The sequence below is a fragment of the Pseudoalteromonas sp. P1-25 genome (genome assembly GCF_001401805.1).
Classification (GTDB): Bacteria; Pseudomonadota; Gammaproteobacteria; order Enterobacterales; family Alteromonadaceae; genus Pseudoalteromonas.
In genome coordinates, this window is record NZ_LKDW01000028.1 from 37,183 (window position 1) to 51,847 (window position 14,665).

Genomic DNA, 14,665 nt, shown 5'->3' on the forward strand with positions numbered 1-14,665 from the left:
TAGCTGCAACATTGCTACTATAAAAGACGAAAAAGCGCTGCCCAAAAATTGTTATTTAAGCTGCGGCCGTGTAGTATATCGCGCCCTGATATAAACCTCTATTAAAACTAAAGAGCAATCCAGATATGACGCAAAAAGTAGTTGTTATTTATTCCGGCGGTATGGATTCGTTTACCGTATTAAATAAAGCCTTGCAGCAAGGCCATGATGTTTATGCCCTTTCATTTGACTATGGTCAGCGTCATGTTAAAGAGCTTGAAGTAGCTGCACAAGTGTGTGAAAAGCTTAATGTGCCGCATAAAATTGTAGATATATCAGCAATTAATCAGCTTATTGGAGGTTCATCCCTCACTGATGATATAGATGTACCTGAAGGCCATTACGAAGAAGAAAGCATGAAAAGCACCATTGTGCCGAATCGTAATATGATTTTGCTTTCGCTTGCGGTTGGTTACGCAGTATCACTTAAAGCAAGCCAAGTATATTACGGTGCTCACTCGGGCGATCATGCTATTTACCCTGACTGCCGCCCTGAGTTTGTGAAAAAAATGGATGATGTATGTCGTATTGCAAACTACGATGCAGTAGAAATTTTTAGCCCGTATTTAAATAACACCAAAATTGATATTTTAACCGACGGTATAAAAATGGGCTTAGATTACAGCCAAACGTGGACCTGTTATAACGGCCGTGAAAAAGCCTGTGGAAAATGTGGCGCCTGCCAAGAGCGTTTAGAAGCATTTAAGCTTAATAACGTTACTGACCCGTTAGAATACGAATAACCTACACTAACACATGCGTAAAACGCAAAAAGGCTATCATTTCGATAGCCTTTTTTGTTATTGCTTAAAGTTAAAGCCAGCGTTTTACTTTGTTTTTATACTCAGTGAATTCTTGGCCAAATAATTTAGTTAACGCCCGTTCTTCAGGAATTATTTGAAAAAGCGTTAAATACACAATAAAACCAATGATGCATAAAAGTGCCCACAGCGAACTCAGCCATATACCCCACCCTGCTAAAATAAATGCAAACCCAACATACATAGGATTGCGCGAAATTTTATAAATGCCACTGGTTACCAACTTTGATGCCTGCTCGGGCTTATTAGGGTTTACTGTGGTTCGGGCAAGCTTAAAGCTAACAACGCCGGCAATACAAAACACGCAGCCAATGATTACTAAGCTTGCCGCTAAATAGGTAATAAACGCTGTAAAATCAATAACACTATAATGCGCGATTAAAGCCATAACGCCTGCAAAAAACAGGACCACTATAACCGGTGGAATTTTATTATTTAACATAGCAACTCACTGTATTAATTATAAAATACGTACTTTATGTTTTATCAGTATTAAACAATAAACCGTATGTATCAATGATGAACACCGCTTCATACAGCCACAATCGAAAAATAAAGTTACAATTGTCAGGTTTAACCACTTTAAAATACGGTTATACTTTACACAACTAAAGCGATGAATATAAAAGGAAGTGGTTATGTCAGGCACTACAATGATAGTACTTATTGTGCTTATTTCGGTTGGCTCTGGGGTTATTTACGATATGTACAAAAAGCACCTTGAGTTTAAACACAAAATGCAAGATAGCAACCAAGATGCGAATAAACAGCTTGCCGAGGTAAGTACGCAAGTGGTTGCTTTAAAAGAGCGCGTGCAAACGCTTGAGGCCATAGTGACAGATTCAAGCTACACCACAAAAGAAGAAATTAACCGCCTTTAAAAACGATATAAATGAGCGTTTTCTGGCTGCTCTATGCCATGAGCAGCTAAAAACCCATCAATAGCTTGGCCGCAGCCCTGCGGCGCACGAGAGCTGTCTATTTCAAAATTAAGTTTATTAGCATGTTGTTTGCCAAGCGAACACAAGCCCAATACTTTAGGCGAGCGCATTGCGACACTAAGCTCCCCTATTTTTTCTACACAGTTGTGTTTACTAAATCGGGCAAACCCTTGGTATTTAAATTGCTCACTCACATACTCATTACTTATATCAACCAGCGCACTGATAAGACTATGTAAAAAGCTATTTTCGCTGCTATCACTGGTTAAAAATGCAAAAGTTTTGTTATTAAATTCAGCAAGCTGGCAAGTGTTGCAGTGTAATTTTAAGGTGTATAAACACTGCTGCGAGCTTATTTGCTGCATAGCACTTAGCGATACCTTAGCACTTGCAAATACCACCCGTTTTAATAACTGTTCAATAGTATGTCTTTGCCCGGTGCCCGGCGGTGCATGCGCAGTAACGAGCTCTGCATTTTGTGCCATAACCGGTAAATCATGATGATTATTAAACGGGGTGCTGGTTGTATTATCGCTGTGTGTAAGTTGAAACAACTCTCTTACTTCGTGCTCTCGCGCTATTTTAAGCGCTAAAAACGCTGTTTGAATAAGTTCTGAGGTCGGTAAGTTATCCTCTACTATCCAGCGCCTACCAAACAGGAGCTTTTTGTCGGTGCCCTCGCCCGCATAACTACTGGTTTTGTAGTTATCGGGGCTAAGTACGGCAACTTGCAAATAAAGTTGTTCATTTTTTTGCGCAGCAAGCACCCTAAAGTGCGCCGAAAAATCAATATCTTCAAGCACCTGATTAACGCTTGATAAGGTGTGTTTATAGCGTAAAAAATGCTGTGGAACTATCCAGCTTTTATTCGCAAGTTGCACTAATGGCGCATACGAAATTGGTTGCTCGTAACTGTTTTGCCACTTTTGCTCTGCACTGAGTAACGGCTCAATGCGACTTTTTTTATCTGACATACGTAAACCAAATAAACTCGCGCAAGGCGATATAATCTATGTTGATATTACGTTTTAGCGCCTTAAATTAGATCACACAATTAGCCCTAAATAAGTCATTTTTAAGCGCCGCTGAGGTTTTTATAATCTGTTATAACTTTTTGATAATAAAGCTCATCTTTATTAAGCATATTATTATAATGAGTGAGTAACTGTTTAAGGTATTGTCTGTGCAATGCATTGTTTAAATCCCACATGCTGTTGCCAGTAGATGTAAGCAATGTGGCGCTACGTTGACTTATCTCTATAAGCTCATAATAGCGGTTGTTTTCAGTGATCAATTGCTCGCTTTCAAGGCCAAAGCCTAATTTGGCTAAGCCACTGCGCAAATGATAAGTATGGTGTATAGGACAAACTATAAAGCGGGTGCTTGCCACTGATGCAGCGCAATTGTTTTTAATAATGCCGGCGACAAGTTTTAGCATTAATTCGCCGCCAACTCCGGCGATAACCACGGTATTTAATTCATTAGGAACCAGTTTTATTTCCCTAACATCTTGGCAAAATACTTTGTATTGCACATCACTTGGCAGTGTTTGGCTAATATTTACTAGGTGCTCGCTCAGCTCTGCCATTATTTTATCTACCACATCAACAAAATTAACCTGTTTTGCAGCGCGGCGCTTTAATAGTGCAATGCCTAAGTAACCATGGTCACAGCAGCAATCCCAAATAACATCTACTGGGTTAGTAATTAACGCATTAATTGCGTTTAAACGCTTACTCAGTTTCATTTAAGTTAAAGTGTGCGCCGTTTTATACACTAACGCTTTTAGGCTTTTATTACTGTCTACTTCTACAAAACGGGCTGTGGGTGCAAGGCGCTCAACAAATTCTATTGCGCCTTGGGTGTGCTCGTTGATTAAAGCCTTAAACGCATCTTCGCTAAGCTCTGGGCTATTAGCGCATAATAAAAGCTGTGTGGTTTCGCATAAAAGTTCTGGTAATCTGCGCAGTACCTTTTGATAATCTTTAGTTAGAATAAAGCTGCCCTTTTGAAAGCTTGGCGGGTCTACAATAATTAAATCAAACGGCGCTGCTTTTTTTAATTTACCAAACGACTTTAAAATATCATGAGGTAAAAAACTCACTCCACGCTCAAAACCGTTGAGTTGATGGTTTTGCTTACCAACTTTAAGTACGCCTTTGCTCATATCCATGTTCATTACATGATCAGCCCCGCCTTGCATTGCCGCAAGAGAAAAACCACAGGTGTATGAAAACAAATTAAGTACTTTTGCATGTTTACTATTGGCAGAAACAAACTCACGGCCGCTGCGCATATCGGGGAAAATTCCGGTATTTTGGCGGCTTGTTAAATCCACTAAAAAACTGATGCCGTTTTCTTTTACCACATGTGGCGAGGGAAGATTGCCATGCACTAAACGATTATTGCTTTGTACACCCGCGCGCTGTTGATACACAAGCCCAGTAATAAGCTCGGGGTGATGCTGCTGCGCCCATGTCCAAAGGGTATTGGTCAGTGTATTTAACGTGGCGTCGTCAATTTCATCATACGAAATTAAAAATAAGCTCGGCGGGTAAAAATCTAAATTAATATGGCTTAGCGATGCCACGCTATGCCCGCGGCCATGGAATACGCGGCATAGTTCGTTTTGTAGTAATGGCGCATCTTCAAGCGCACTTATTAGAGGCGAAAAATCGGGTGTCATTTAGTTAATCAACTGTTGTTGTAGTTCGTGTATTTCGTCGCGTACCGACGCGGCTTTTTCAAATTCAAGATCGCTGGCATAAGCATGCATTTTGCTTTCAAGTTGCTTAATTTGTGTGGCAATTTCTTTAGCACTGAGTATTTTTTTAGACTCTTTACGCACTAGTTTAAGATTATCTTGTGGTGCAGCTTCTTCACCCACATCCATAATATCGGTGATCGTTTTAACCAAGGCTTGTGGCTCAATGCCGTGCTCTATGTTGTAGGCATGCTGTTTTTCACGACGGCGCTGCGTTTCGCTAATCGCTTTTTCCATCGATTTAGTTACTTTGTCGGCGTATAAAATGGCGCGCCCATCAAGGTGACGTGCAGCACGGCCAATAGTTTGAATAAGCGAACGTGCCGAGCGTAAAAAGCCTTCTTTATCGGCATCTAAAATGGCCACTAGTGCCACTTCAGGCATATCTAGGCCTTCTCTTAATAAGTTAATACCTACTAACACATCAAACACACCGGCGCGTAAATCACGAATTATTTCAACGCGCTCTACGGTGTCTATGTCTGAGTGCAGGTAACGCACTTTTACGTTATGCTCGCTTAAGTAATCAGTTAAATCCTCAGACATGCGTTTAGTAAGCGTAGTTACCAGTACTCGCTCACCTTTTTCTACACATTTATAAATTTCTGAGAGTAAATCATCTACTTGGGTGCTTACAGGGCGTATTTCTATTTCTGGGTCTAACAGGCCGGTTGGGCGTATAACTTGTTCAGCTACTTCGCCTGCGCTGCGCTCAAGTTCAAAGTCGCCGGGCGTTGCCGATACATAAATAGTTTGCGGTGCTATGGCTTCAAATTCTTCAAACCTAAGTGGGCGGTTATCCATTGCCGATGGCATTCTAAAGCCATATTCAACTAGGTTTTCTTTACGGCTTCTGTCGCCTTTATACATGGCACCAATTTGCGACACAGTGACGTGCGATTCATCAATTATCATTAATGCATCGTCAGGGAGGTAATCAAGCAATGTGGGTGGTGGATCGCCCGGGGTACGCCCCGATAAATAACGGCTGTAGTTTTCTATGCCCGAACAATAACCAAGCTCGGTCATCATTTCTATGTCGTATTGAGTGCGTTGCGCTATGCGCTGCTCTTCTACCAATTTATTGGCACTTAGTAGTTGTGCTCTGCGTTCTTTAAGCTCAGCTTTTATTTTTTCTATGGCATCAAGAATTTTTTCGCGAGGCGTTACGTAGTGCGTTTTAGGGTAAATAGTGGCACGAACTATGTGTTTTTCAACCGCACCGGTAAGGGGGTCAAAAATACTGAGGCGCTCTATTTCGTCATCAAACATTTCTACACGCACTGCATAGGTGTCTGACTCGGCCGGGAATATATCTATTACTTCGCCACGTACACGGTAAGTACCACGGCTAAAGTCAATGTCGTTACGAGTATATTGCAGCTCAGCTAAGCGGCGTAGCATATCCCGTTGGTCGACCTGCTCGCCTACTTTTAAAAGCAGCATCATTTTCATGTATGAGTCGGGGTCGCCCAAACCATAAATAGCCGACACAGACGCCACTATTATGGTATCGCGGCGCTCAAGCAGTGCTTTGGTAGCACTTAGGCGCATTTGCTCTATGTGCTCATTAATAGAGGCGTCTTTTTCTATAAATGTATCGCTGGCAACCACGTAGGCTTCTGGCTGGTAGTAATCGTAGTAAGATACAAAATACTCAACTGCATTATTAGGAAAAAACTCTTTCATTTCTCCATACAACTGCGCGGCTAGTGTTTTATTATGCGCCATTATTATTGTTGGGCGATTTAAATCGCTAATAATATTGGCCATGGTAAATGTTTTACCTGTACCTGTGGCACCGAGTAAGGTTTGATGCGCAAGCCCGGCTTCTAAGCCTTCTTCAAGCTGTTTAATCGCTGTGGGTTGATCGCCCGCGGGTTTAAATTGTGACTTTAGCTCAAAGTGATCACTCATTTATTTACTCCGTTACCGTGTTACTGCATATTGCATCTAGCTCTTTTACAAACCATTTGTACGCGACTAACCCTGTGAATACATTACCGATTGCGGCGCCTATAAATAAACCAATTAAGCCACCTAGCATACTGCCTATATAAGCAAAAGGCAGGTAAAAAACAAACAAACGAATAATACTTAAAAACAATGCATTCATCGGTTTGTGTAAAGCATTAAACGATGAATTTGATAAAATGATCACCCCTTGAAAACCATAACTTAGCGGTATGGTGTATATAAAGAGTTTAATAACATCAATTACAGCTTGCTCTTTACCAAATAATTGGCTTATTACCCCTGAAAGCGCAATGAGTAAAATATAATTAGCAAATTGCCATATCATCACAAATTTTAACGTACCAATGTACGCCTCTTTTACGCGACCTAATTTACCCGCCCCAAAGTTTTGGCTAACAAAAGGAGGCAACGTCATCGATAAGGCCAGCACTAAAATACAGGTAATTGATTCAATACGGCTGCCCACACCAAAAGCGGCAACCGCTTCGGGTCCATGATTAGCAACGAGTGCGGTCATTACAGCCATTGCCACTGGGGTAAGCATGTTAGCCCCCGCTGCGGGTAAGCCGATTTTAAGCACTTTTGTTATTGCACTTAGCGCTGTTTGATTACCCGCTTTTAAGCTCAATAGTCGTTTTTTTATCCCCAACACGTATAGAATAATAACAACAGCAACGCCCCAAGCGATAACACTGGCAATAGCGGCACCTTGAATGCCTAAAGCCGGTACTGGGCCCCAGCCAAATATTAAAATAGGATCGAGTATGGCATTAATAAGCCCTGCCCCACCCATTACTATACTAGGGGTTTTAGTATCGCCACTGGCTCGTAATACCGAATTACCTATCATGGGGGTAATTAAAAATACGCTGCCAATAAACCAAATATTCATATACTCATGAATAAGTGGCAGCACTAATTGTCCGGCCCCTAATAAAGTGAATATTGGGTCGATTAGTAAATATCCAACAAACGAAAGTAAAATAACTAATAGTAACGCCACAATAAGCGACACACTGGCATCAAAACGCGCCTCTTCTATTTTATTACTGCCCAAAGCTTTAGCTATCACCGCTGATGTGCCAATACCTAAGCCTATGGCCAGGCTTATTACCGTAAAGGTTACCGGAAACGTAAAGCTTACCGCCGCAAGCGGCTCTGTGCCCAACATACTAATAAAAAATGTATCAACAATGTTGAACATCATTAGTGTGATCATGCCAAAGATCATCGGAATGGTCATTTTCTTTAATGTAGGCAAGATGGGATCGTTAAGTAAATCTGGGCGTGACTGAGAATGTGAAGTTTCGCGCATGGAATAAATAAGCCTCTTTTACTGAGCTTGCCATTTTAAAGCATCATAGCAATTCAAGCCACGGATTTATCAATGGATTTTGTACTATTAATAAAGCAGCAATATAGAAATTAGGTAAAGTCGAACTTTTAAGCATTTGTAGATAAATACACTCTTAGAGCGCTAAAAAACAATAAGTGAACATTTTTATCACTTTTTTAACATTACCCCCTGCTAATTCGCTGAATTTTTACACAGCACAGTATTAATCATTATTGCAATAAATTAATTTACTCATCACCGCATGGTAATTCAGTATGTATTTATAAGCCTATGTTTTTAAATGTAATAAAAAAATTGATTTAAAAGCTTGAAATCGTTGTAGTGCCCATAAACTCTGGTCGGAACACTGTTCTTAAAGTTTCATAAACAGAGTTATCCACAGAAACCGTGGATAACTCAGTCCAGCCCGCATTTATAAAGGCTTGCACGCTGACTATAATTTAGCTTTAGCTTACCTTTTGCTAAATGCTAAAGTTAAAAACTTATCAATGCTTGCAAACAAAAAATTAAGATAAGCAAAATTTTGCCTCGGATGCTTCCATATATCACTTATTTATCTTAGCTAATTGTTTATCAACTTATTGATAATTTTGTTTTTGTGTAGCTTTTCAAAATAAACTACTGAGAAACGTGTTTACTCGATTGGCTATGTTAAAACACTGCAGTAGAAGAAAAACCCATTACTGGATTTCTAAAAAACTTCTGCTAGCTAAATTTATACTTGGTTTTATGACAATAGGATTAAATACAAATTTACTAATTAGCTGCGATAACTTTTACTTCACTGGCATTTTTTACACATAAATTAAACAATGACTAATTCATGAGCGCTGTTTTTTCGTATTGATGTAAGTTTAAATAAAGATTTATCTCTATGATTTGCATAAATAGAGTTATAAAATGCGCAGATCGAACATAAAAACAACGAATAAACCACTTTTTTAAATTTATGACTTTTATATGTTGACACTTTGCGGCTCCATCATTAATATTTCGCCCCGTTGAAAGGCATGACGCTTCCCCCTTAGCTCAGTTGGTTAGAGCGACGGACTGTTAATCCGCAGGTCCCCCGTTCGAGTCGGGGAGGGGGAGCCAAGTTTTTCAATCATAAACGTTTCCCCCTTAGCTCAGTTGGTTAGAGCGACGGACTGTTAATCCGCAGGTCCCCCGTTCGAGTCGGGGAGGGGGAGCCAAGTTTATGTTTATGATGTAGTTCCCCCTTAGCTCAGTTGGTTAGAGCGACGGACTGTTAATCCGCAGGTCCCCCGTTCGAGTCGGGGAGGGGGAGCCAAATCATAAAATTACATCTCTATTTGTTCCCCCTTAGCTCAGTTGGTTAGAGCGACGGACTGTTAATCCGCAGGTCCCCCGTTCGAGTCGGGGAGGGGGAGCCAATCATAAGAATTTCATAGACATTTCAGTAATTTTCCACTACTCTTCTGCTTTATAACTAAAACATAATCTCTATTCTAATGTGTTGCTATTAGTTGAATGATCAAGGACTTGATTCCTTTCCTTTTGAACTATTAAAAGATTGATAACATGGCTGGCTTTAAAAAACTTATTTTTATACAAATCCTGTCTTGGCTTGTATGTGTTGCGGCTGGAAGCTACTTCATATCTGTAAGCTTTAATAATGCAGTAAGTGAAGCACAAACTTCGGCACAAACCAGTGTAACACACTACATTAACAGCTTAACAAGCGACGAGATTTCGCCTGAAAGTATAAAAAAAGCGATTGCCGATGGTAAAACGTTTTCAAACTTTATACTAAGAGACTACCAAGGGGCTGAAGTATTTTCAGTTAACTCCCCTACCCAACTTCCCATGTTTGCTGAGTTTATTCAATCTAGCTTTAATTCAGTTCGCCCGCAATTTGCAGTTAACGACGCCGCAGACATAAAAGTAGAATTTACTCTCAACATAGAGCGTTTAGCACAGCAACTTCAAACTTCACTGTTTATTGTTATTTTTATCTCAGCGTTGTTAGTGATTATTCCTATCATATTAATGAAGTCTATTTTTCATAGCTTAAATAAAAATATCAGCATGACCGTTGCCGATGTAATAGACATTTACATTAACCAAAATCAAATTGGTGACGACTTAAACACCGCGCTCGATGCCAGTAAAATGAAAAAGCTAGGTAAAGATTTAGTCCCTAGCTTTAATCGCCTTTCGCATTTTTTAAAAAATAAAAATGATGATATTCAAAACGCTGCCCTAAGCATTAAGCAAGAAGCCTACAAAGATGTGATTACCGAATTAGGCAACCGTAATATGTTTGTTGAATATTACGAAAAGCACATCGAAAACAGTGAGCGCAGTACCTTTGGCTCGCTAGCGCTTGTGCGCTGTAGTGAGCTGCAATCGATAAACCAAAGCCGTGGCTATCAAAAAGGTGATGACTACGTTAAAGGTGTGGCCGATATAATTAAACATATAAGTGGTACCTACACAGGTAGCCAAGTATTTAGGCTAAATAGCTCAGACTTTGCCGTAGTATTACCTAATACCCCACTTAAAGAAGCAGAGCGTTTTGGTGAAAACCTGCAATCGCGCTTTACCCAATACCAGCAAAATCAAGAGCTCAGCTCTGTGGCTAATACGGGCATTGTGGGCTACGAAAAAGGCAAACCGCTGGGCGAGCTATTATCGGTTGTAGATAACGCAATGAGCATGGCGCAATCTAAGCAGGTAAATGCTTGGCATGTGCAGCGCGAAACCGATTTAGTCAATAATGTAAGTGCTGGGTTTGGTAACCAAAACTGGCGCAAAGTGATTAACGAAGTAATTGAATCAAAACGTGTTCACTTAGTAATGCAAAATATTATGCCGCTGGGTAAAAGCATTAAGGCTTATGCAGAGATACAAGTACGTTTTAAAACCGAAGATAACCAAGTGCTTCCTACGGCCTCATTTTTAGCCATGGCTGAAAAGCTCGACATGGCCATAGAAATTGACCGCTTAATTATTGACTCGTCACTTGAAAAAATTAAAAGCCGCAACCTGTCTGAAAAGTTTTTTGGCCTGAACGTGACCGCCTCAAGCGCACATAACGACCAATTTGTTATTTGGTTAGAACGCCGCTTATTAAAAGATACGCATATAGCCTCTAAATTAGTATTTGAAGTAAGTGAGTTTGGCCTACAGCAAAATATTAAAGCCAGTAAACGCTTTATTGATATGGTACACCGCGTAGGGGCCCGCGTAACGGTTGAACGCTTTGGTGTAGGATTAACCTCGTTTAAGTTTTTCCGTGATTTAAAACCCGACTTTATTAAAATGGATGCTAGTTACACGCGCGGCCTAGAAGATGATAAAAACAATCAATACTTTATGCGCCTAATGGTTGATTTAGCTCACCGTATTGGTGTGAGTGTGTTTGCAGAGGGCGTTGAAAGCCAAGAAGAAAAACACATAGTAGAAACCTTATGCCTAGATGGCGTGCAAGGTTATTACATAGAAAAACCAAAAGACATTTAAGCCCTGCTTAAAAAACATAAAAAGAGCACATGTTGCTCTTTTTGTGTTTTAACTGTTTAATTTTTCACTTACTTTAAAATCACATAAATTTTACAGCTTTGTGATCGCTTAATTATTTTACCGTGTTTATTTAACTGATAACGACTCGCATATGTTGTTTATCGGGGCAGAAAAAAGGATAATACACGGGATTTTAATAGCGCGAGGCACACATGACAGAATATGTCTTGTTATTGATTGGAACCGTTCTAGTTAATAACTTTGTATTAGTACAATTTTTAGGCTTATGTCCATTTATGGGTGTATCAGGCAAGCTTGATACCGCAATTGGCATGTCTTTAGCAACCACGTTTGTGCTTACTCTTGCCTCTGTTACAAGCTATTTAGTTAATCAATATATTTTAGCGCCGCTAGACATCGAATTTTTACGTACCATGAGCTTTATTTTAGTGATTGCCGTTGTGGTACAATTTACCGAAATGGTTGTGCGTAAAACTAGCCCTACTTTATACCGTTTATTAGGTATATTTTTGCCGCTGATCACCACTAACTGTGCGGTATTAGGTGTTGCGCTTCTTAACATAAAAGAAGATCACACCTTTTTACAATCCGCGGTGTATGGTTTTGGCGCAGCCGTTGGCTTTTCATTAGTACTTGTATTATTTGCAGCGCTGCGCGAACGCCTTGCTGCTGCAGATGTTCCCACCCCGTTTAAAGGCGCCTCAATAGCCATGATAACCGCCGGCTTAATGTCAATGGCGTTTATGGGTTTTACCGGATTAGTGAAGTTTTAATATGACCTTAATGTATGCCTTGATAGCGCTTGGCTCGCTAGCGCTTGTTTTTGGACTTATTTTAGGCTTTGCAGCTATTCGCTTTCGCGTAGAAGGCGACCCAATTGTTGAGCAAATAGATACCATTTTACCACAAACTCAGTGTGGCCAGTGTGGCTATCCGGGCTGTCGCCCTTATGCTGAGGCAATTGCCAACGGAGATGAAATTAATAAATGCCCGCCAGGCGGTGAAGCAACGGTTAAAAAGCTGGCCGATTTAATGGGCGTTGAGCCTAAACCGCTTGCCGGTGGTGAGCAAGCAGAGCCGATCAAAACAGTGGCCTATATTCGCGAAGACGAGTGCATAGGCTGTACTAAGTGTATCCAGGCATGCCCTGTTGATGCCATTGTTGGTGCAACACGCCAAATGCACACTGTATTAATTGAAGAGTGTACCGGCTGCGATTTGTGTGTAGAGCCCTGCCCTGTAGATTGCATTGATATGCTGCCTGTAGCCGAAACAAAACAAAACTGGAAATGGCAACTTGATGCTATTCCTGTCACGCAAATAGATTAGAGGTTTGAGTGGAAAAGTTACTTGAACAAATTAAAAAAGGCACCGTTTGGGCATTCCCGGGCGGCGTGCATCCACCACAACAAAAAACACTCTCTAACAGTGCGCGTATTGCTAGGCTCCCTCTGCCAGATAAGTTAGTTGTACCAATTAAACAGCACATAGGTGCTAACGGTAAGTTAATTGTAGAAAAAGGCCAACAGGTATTAAAAGGTCAAGCACTTACCGTGCCTGTTGCGAATTGGTCTGTGCCTGTACATGCGCCCAGCTCTGGCACTATAACAGATATTAGCCCTGTGCCTTCGGCGCATCCATCGGCTCTACCTGAGCTAAGTATTATTATTGAGCCTGATGGCAAGGATCAATGGTGCGAACTGACTCCTACCCCTAACCCAAGTGAGCTTAGCCACGATGAATTAGTCGATATTATTCATCAAGCAGGTATAAGTGGTATGGGTGGAGCAGGCTTTCCTACTTATGTAAAAGCCGATATAAAGCAACCTATTGAGTTTTTAATTGTTAATGCGGTTGAGTGTGAACCTTACATAACGGCCGACGATGTATTAATGCGTGAACATGCCAAGCAAGTAGTGCAAGGCATTGAGCTAATGCAACAAATTCTAAACCCGACACTGTGTATTGTTGGTATAGAAGATAACAAACCCGAAGCCATTGCAGCTATGAAAAGTGCCGCAGAGCACAACGCCAATATTGTCATTCAAACAGTGCCTACTGTTTACCCTTCGGGTGGCGAAAAACAATTAATTAAATTACTCACAAACCGTGAAGTACCTAGCGGCGGTATTCCGGCCGATATTGGTATTTTAGTGCACAATACCGGTACTTTGTTTGCTGTACAACAAGCCGTATACGAAGGTAAACCGCTTATTGAACGCGTTGTTACAGTAACAGGTAACACCATTCATAATGCAGGTAATGTATGGGCATTACTAGGCACCGAAGTTAAGCACCTGCTAGATTGCCAAGGTTTTTCACCCGTACCCCAGCAGCGCGTTGTAATGGGCGGGCCAATGATGGGCTTTACCTTACCGACTGTGCGTATTGGGGTAATTAAAACCACCAACTGTATTTTAGCGCCCGATCATAAAGAGCTGGCAGAGCCTGGCCCTGAAAAAGCCTGTATACGTTGTAGTGCCTGTGCAGATGCCTGCCCTGCTTCGTTATTACCACAGCAATTACAATGGTTTGCAAAATCAAAAGAATACGACAAATTACAAGAACACAACCTATTTGATTGTATTGAATGTGGCGCGTGTGCGTATGTATGCCCAAGCGAAATTCCATTGGTGCAATATTACCGCGTAGCAAAAGTAGAAATAAAAGAGCAGCAAGCCGAAAAAATTAAAGCCGATAGAGCAAAAGAGCGCTTTGACGCCCGTAAAGAGCGCCTAGAGCGCGAGCAACAAGAACGTCAAAATCGCCATAAACGTAAACCAGCGGCCAAAACACCAGATGAAAAACAAAAAGTAGCAGATGCTCTTGCCCGCGTTAAGAGCAAATCATCCGATGGCGATGAAAAATCAGCTGTAGCCGCTGCAATAGCCCGCGCCAAAGCGAAAAAACAGCAAGGTGAAGAGCTAGAGCCAGATAACAGTGAAGTAGCTAAAGAGCGCGCACTGCGTAAAGAAAAAGCGCGTAAATATAAAGAACAAAAAGCTGCCGAGGGCGAGTCATCATCAGCACCTGATGATAAAAAATCAGCCGTAGCTGCTGCTATTGCCCGTGCTAAAGCGAAAAAAGCGGCGCAAGCTAAGCAAAGCGCTGAGCCACAAAACGATGAAGCAATCGCCCCAGCTGATGACAAAAAGGCTGCGGTAGCTGCTGCTATTGCCCGTGCTAAAGCGAAAAAAGCGGCGCAAGCAGAGCAAAGCGCTGAGCCAAAAAACGATGAAGCAATCGCCCCAGCTGATGA

General features: G+C 41.2%; 12 protein-coding genes and 4 tRNA genes. 10 read left to right on the top strand and 6 right to left on the bottom strand.

Going from position 1 to position 14,665, the window contains the following annotated elements; all coding sequences use genetic code 11:
* The first annotated feature begins 125 nt into the window (after positions 1 to 125).
* A complete protein-coding gene (gene queC / locus AN393_RS15510) occupies positions 126 to 782 on the top strand; it encodes a 7-cyano-7-deazaguanine synthase QueC (RefSeq protein WP_055016297.1) in 657 nt (218 codons plus the stop codon).
* Between the two features lie 70 nt (positions 783 to 852).
* On the opposite strand, the gene AN393_RS15515 is transcribed toward queC, so the two are convergent.
* Positions 853 to 1,302: an isoprenylcysteine carboxylmethyltransferase family protein gene (locus tag AN393_RS15515; RefSeq protein WP_055016298.1), complete on the bottom strand. Its 450-nt coding sequence runs from the start codon at positions 1,300 to 1,302 to the stop codon at positions 853 to 855.
* A 196-nt stretch (positions 1,303 to 1,498) separates the two neighbouring features.
* Here AN393_RS15515 and AN393_RS15520 point away from each other — a divergent pair, with 196 nt between their 5' ends.
* A complete protein-coding gene (locus tag AN393_RS15520) occupies positions 1,499 to 1,741 on the top strand; it encodes a hypothetical protein (RefSeq protein WP_055018565.1) in 243 nt (80 codons plus the stop codon).
* On the opposite strand, the gene AN393_RS15525 is transcribed toward AN393_RS15520, so the two are convergent.
* The 5 genes from AN393_RS15525 to AN393_RS15545 form a co-directional block, all read right to left on the bottom strand.
* Positions 1,738 to 2,775, bottom strand: coding sequence for a hypothetical protein (locus AN393_RS15525; protein ID WP_055016299.1), 1,038 nt, complete (start codon positions 2,773 to 2,775; stop codon positions 1,738 to 1,740). The genes AN393_RS15520 and AN393_RS15525 overlap by 4 nt on opposite strands.
* Before the next feature lie 101 nt (positions 2,776 to 2,876).
* A complete protein-coding gene (locus AN393_RS15530) occupies positions 2,877 to 3,548 on the bottom strand; it encodes a tRNA (adenine(22)-N(1))-methyltransferase TrmK (RefSeq protein ID WP_055018566.1) in 672 nt (223 codons plus the stop codon).
* Entirely contained in the window at positions 3,549 to 4,487 is a 939-nt protein-coding gene (locus AN393_RS15535) for a class I SAM-dependent methyltransferase (protein ID WP_055016301.1), read from the bottom strand. It lies immediately after the preceding gene.
* The gene (uvrB, locus tag AN393_RS15540; RefSeq protein ID WP_055018567.1) at positions 4,488 to 6,482 is read right to left on the bottom strand and encodes an excinuclease ABC subunit UvrB; all 1,995 of its coding nucleotides are present in this window, start codon (positions 6,480 to 6,482) and stop codon (positions 4,488 to 4,490) included.
* 4 nt (positions 6,483 to 6,486) lie between these two features.
* A complete protein-coding gene (locus AN393_RS15545; RefSeq protein WP_055018568.1) occupies positions 6,487 to 7,857 on the bottom strand; it encodes an MATE family efflux transporter in 1,371 nt (456 codons plus the stop codon).
* A gap of 1,060 nt (positions 7,858 to 8,917) precedes the next feature.
* Between AN393_RS15545 and AN393_RS15550 the strand changes: the two genes are divergently transcribed.
* From AN393_RS15550 to rsxC, 8 genes are all read left to right on the top strand, one after another.
* A tRNA-Asn gene (locus AN393_RS15550) sits at positions 8,918 to 8,994 on the top strand.
* Between the two features lie 21 nt (positions 8,995 to 9,015).
* Positions 9,016 to 9,092, top strand: a tRNA-Asn gene (locus tag AN393_RS15555).
* Positions 9,093 to 9,113: 21 nt separating this feature from the next.
* Positions 9,114 to 9,190 (top strand) — tRNA-Asn (locus AN393_RS15560).
* Positions 9,191 to 9,216: 26 nt separating this feature from the next.
* A tRNA-Asn gene (locus AN393_RS15565) sits at positions 9,217 to 9,293 on the top strand.
* 148 nt (positions 9,294 to 9,441) lie between these two features.
* On the top strand, positions 9,442 to 11,385 hold the full coding sequence (locus tag AN393_RS15570) for an EAL domain-containing protein (RefSeq protein ID WP_055018569.1): 1,944 nt from the start codon (positions 9,442 to 9,444) through the stop codon (positions 11,383 to 11,385).
* A 212-nt stretch (positions 11,386 to 11,597) separates the two neighbouring features.
* A complete protein-coding gene (gene rsxA / locus AN393_RS15575; protein WP_004589478.1) occupies positions 11,598 to 12,179 on the top strand; it encodes an electron transport complex subunit RsxA in 582 nt (193 codons plus the stop codon).
* A 1-nt stretch (position 12,180) separates the two neighbouring features.
* The gene (gene rsxB / locus AN393_RS15580; RefSeq protein ID WP_004589479.1) at positions 12,181 to 12,735 is read left to right on the top strand and encodes an electron transport complex subunit RsxB; all 555 of its coding nucleotides are present in this window, start codon (positions 12,181 to 12,183) and stop codon (positions 12,733 to 12,735) included.
* Between the two features lie 8 nt (positions 12,736 to 12,743).
* Positions 12,744 to 14,665: electron transport complex subunit RsxC (gene rsxC / locus AN393_RS15585; protein WP_055018570.1), on the top strand; the 1,922-nt coding region annotated here is incomplete at its 3' end.

What these genes read in the sequence shown, in the direction of transcription:
- queC (WP_055016297.1), top strand. Translation starts at nt 126, where the DNA reads ATGACGCAAAAAGTAGTTGTTATTTATTCCGGCGGTATGGATTCGTTT.
- AN393_RS15515 (WP_055016298.1), bottom strand. Translation starts at nt 1,302, where the DNA reads ATGTTAAATAATAAAATTCCACCGGTTATAGTGGTCCTGTTTTTTGCA.
- AN393_RS15520 (WP_055018565.1), top strand. Translation starts at nt 1,499, where the DNA reads ATGTCAGGCACTACAATGATAGTACTTATTGTGCTTATTTCGGTTGGC.
- AN393_RS15525 (WP_055016299.1), bottom strand. Translation starts at nt 2,775, where the DNA reads ATGTCAGATAAAAAAAGTCGCATTGAGCCGTTACTCAGTGCAGAGCAA.
- AN393_RS15530 (WP_055018566.1), bottom strand. Translation starts at nt 3,548, where the DNA reads ATGAAACTGAGTAAGCGTTTAAACGCAATTAATGCGTTAATTACTAAC.
- AN393_RS15535 (WP_055016301.1), bottom strand. Translation starts at nt 4,487, where the DNA reads ATGACACCCGATTTTTCGCCTCTAATAAGTGCGCTTGAAGATGCGCCA.
- uvrB (WP_055018567.1), bottom strand. Translation starts at nt 6,482, where the DNA reads ATGAGTGATCACTTTGAGCTAAAGTCACAATTTAAACCCGCGGGCGAT.
- AN393_RS15545 (WP_055018568.1), bottom strand. Translation starts at nt 7,857, where the DNA reads ATGCGCGAAACTTCACATTCTCAGTCACGCCCAGATTTACTTAACGAT.
- AN393_RS15570 (WP_055018569.1), top strand. Translation starts at nt 9,442, where the DNA reads ATGGCTGGCTTTAAAAAACTTATTTTTATACAAATCCTGTCTTGGCTT.
- rsxA (WP_004589478.1), top strand. Translation starts at nt 11,598, where the DNA reads ATGACAGAATATGTCTTGTTATTGATTGGAACCGTTCTAGTTAATAAC.
- rsxB (WP_004589479.1), top strand. Translation starts at nt 12,181, where the DNA reads ATGACCTTAATGTATGCCTTGATAGCGCTTGGCTCGCTAGCGCTTGTT.